Raw genomic sequence first — 2,864 nt, forward strand, 5'->3', positions numbered from 1 at the left:
CGCCCGTCGATGTCTCGACGGCAAATATTTCCTTCCGGGTCCTTGCCTTTGAAGCAGTCGCCCGGATCGGCTGAGTCTGCATCGCTGTTCTGAGCGTTTCAGGCAGTTTAGAACTCCGGCGCAGGAGGATAAAGTCTGCATCACAGTCATGGATATGGCAAAGTACATTTGGTCGATTTTGAGATCGGCTCCGGCAATTCAGATGTCGTGGGGCTTGGAGAAACGGGCTCCGTATCGTAGGGATGATATGGAGGGCCTTTGGTTCCATGTCAGTGGTTTCAAGCACAAAGGCTGGGTCGCTGTGCTCTACGACGAGGGTCTGGATCTTTTCGAAGTCCGCCTTCTGGATGATTCCGGAACCGAGACGAACCGTGTTCCGGAGGTGTATTTAGACAACCTGGTGAATGTTATCGATGATCTTGTCGAACGGACCGACAATTACAAGTCAGACATCAACACCTGGCTCGATACGCCTGGTTCCAATGCGAAGGAGCAGGAGGCTAAACATCTCGGCCGCCTGCTTCGCAACCTTCGTGAACTCGGGATTTCCGGAGAAATCCACATCATTGGATGATGGAGGAGGGGCTAAGCCCCTCTTTTTTTGTGATTCATCACATAGAAATTCATCGGACCCGGCCATAGCCGGTTGCCGGTTGTCCACCGGCTATCTCGCCGTGCCGATCTCCGATCTTTTCGCACGGCCTTCGGGCCCCCTGAACTCGCAGCCCCGGCAACTATGCCGCCGGGCCCAGCTCGCGGCCGCCTTCGCTCGGCGAGCGAACTCGTCGTCCGGGGGAGAGCAGTATTACTCACTCACAACATGGATGCGAAGTTAGCCGACATCCGTTCGACAGCGGCAAGGATCGTCCAGCCTGGTTAGGCTGGACGCCTGGCCCGATTCAGAAATATTTGTCCGCTGCGCCCGTCGATGTCTCGACGGCAAATATTTCCTTCCGGGTCCTTGCCTTTGAAGCAGTCGCCCGGATCGGCTGAGTTTGCATCGCTGTTCTGAGCGTTTCAGGCAGTTTAGAACTCCGGCGCAGGAGGATAAAGTCTGCAATATATCGTATGAAAGGATCGGAAAGATTCAAGCAACGTATCCAAACGTATTTGGAAGAATTGTCCGAGGTGGATGAGCGGTTCGCTGCGAAGTTTTGGAATCCCAAGAAGAACATCGACGATTGTATTACCTACATTCTGAACTGCGTAAGGCAGTCTGAGTGTGCGGGCTTTGACGATGATGAGATCTTCAGTATGGCGGTTCACTATTTCGACGAGGAGGACATCGACATCGGCAAACCCTTGCAGTGCGATGTTCGCATCGATCATGTCGTCGAGCTGACCGAGGAAGAAAAGGCTCAGGCTCGTCAGGCCGCTATGCAGCGTGCCGAGAGGGAAGCCTACGCCAACCTTATGCAGCCTAAGAAAAAGAAACCGGCCACACAGCCGGAACCCGCCGAGAAAGTCGAACAAGCCAGCCTTTTCTGACATGAAAGCGAGAACGAAACTTCAACAACGTATTTACTCCTTGAGCCAGCGTCTTGCGCCGGTCTCGGAGAGACAGAAAGAATGGGCCTTTCAGCATTGCTTTGACCATTATGGACGCCTTACCCGAAAAGGTACGGCGTCTTGCCTTGAGTGCGGTTACGAATGGTTTGACAAGACGCTCAAACCAGGACCCGCTGTCTGCCCGCATTGCGGGCGAACTATCGAGATCATCGAGACACGCAAACGGCGGTTTAAGCGGGATGAAGCCTATTACTGCATTCTGACAACCTGCGGAGGCTGCCAGGTCATTCGCTTTTTCGACTTGTACGTTACCCGACATGTCGGCCGTGAAGCCTGGTATGGCTGCCAGGAGGTTGTCCAACTATGGATCACACCAGCTGGCAAAGTGGTATCCATTGCCCGTCTGCGGCCTATGTTATCATGGTATAGAGATAGTTGGAACTGGAGCAGTCCTCTCGAGGTCCGGCCTTATAAGATGTGCTACGACATCACCCCGGGCTTTATCTATCCTCGAAAGAGTGTTATTCCGGCGCTCAGGCGTAACGGATTCTGTGGGGATCTTCACGGGATTTCTCCGCTGCGTCTGTTCCTGGCACTCTTGGATAACTGCCGAGCCGAAACCTTACTTAAAGCCGGTCAGTATCCGATGTTGGCTCACGAGATTCGGAGCCATGTGTGTTCCGATGCGAGATACTGGCCGTCGGTCCGGATCTGCATGCGTCAGGGTTATCTGATTCCGGATGCGTCGATGTGGTGCGACTACATCGACTTGTTGCGGTATTTCAATAAGGACGTATTGAGTGCCCGATATGTCTGCCCGGCGGACCTCGAGGCCGAGCATGACCGATTCGAACGCAAGAAACGTGAACGTTTGAAAAAGGAAGAATTTCAGCGCAAACTTCGCCAGGCTCAGGAAGCCGAAGAGAATTTCCGGGAGTTGAAATCGCGGTTCTTCGGTATTAGCTTTGCCGACGATATAATCTGTGTCCGGGTTCTTGAAAGTGTTGCAGAGTATGTGCAGGAAGGTGAACTGATGCACCATTGCGTTTATACGAGTGCTTATTACTCACGACCTGATTGCCTTATTCTTACAGCCCAGATCGGCGAGGAGCATATTGAGACCGTCGAAGTTTCGTTGAAAACGTTCCAGGTTGTTCAAAGTCGTGGAGTCTGTAACAAACCGACGGAATACCATGACAGGATCATTAACCTGGTAGAGCGGAACATGGATTTGATCCGCCGGCGCATGAGCGCATGATGTGCTTCTTCCCTTCACGCATCAACATCAGATCCTCGGAGCCGCAGCTCCGAGGATTTTTTTCTTTGTGATTTATCACAAATTCATCGGACCCGGC

General features: G+C 52.8%; 3 protein-coding genes. All 3 read left to right on the forward strand.

The window, feature by feature from the left end; all coding sequences use genetic code 11:
• Nucleotides 1-154 precede the first annotated feature (154 nt).
• The 3 genes from WMO46_RS15490 to WMO46_RS15500 all read left to right on the forward strand — a co-directional run bounded on the left by WMO46_RS15490 (nt 155) and on the right by WMO46_RS15500 (nt 2,767).
• Complete coding sequence (locus WMO46_RS15490) at nt 155-574, forward strand: hypothetical protein (protein ID WP_195498261.1); 420 nt, start codon at nt 155-157, stop codon at nt 572-574.
• A gap of 494 nt (nt 575-1,068) precedes the next feature.
• Nucleotides 1,069-1,488: a PcfK-like family protein gene (locus WMO46_RS15495; RefSeq protein WP_278409881.1), complete on the forward strand. Its 420-nt coding sequence runs from the start codon at nt 1,069-1,071 to the stop codon at nt 1,486-1,488.
• Nucleotide 1,489: 1 nt separating this feature from the next.
• Complete coding sequence (locus WMO46_RS15500; protein WP_349094653.1) at nt 1,490-2,767, forward strand: PcfJ domain-containing protein; 1,278 nt, start codon at nt 1,490-1,492, stop codon at nt 2,765-2,767.
• Nucleotides 2,768-2,864 lie beyond the last annotated feature (97 nt).

This window comes from Alistipes intestinihominis (assembly GCF_040095975.1).
Lineage (GTDB): Bacteria > Bacteroidota > Bacteroidia > Bacteroidales > Rikenellaceae > Alistipes > Alistipes senegalensis.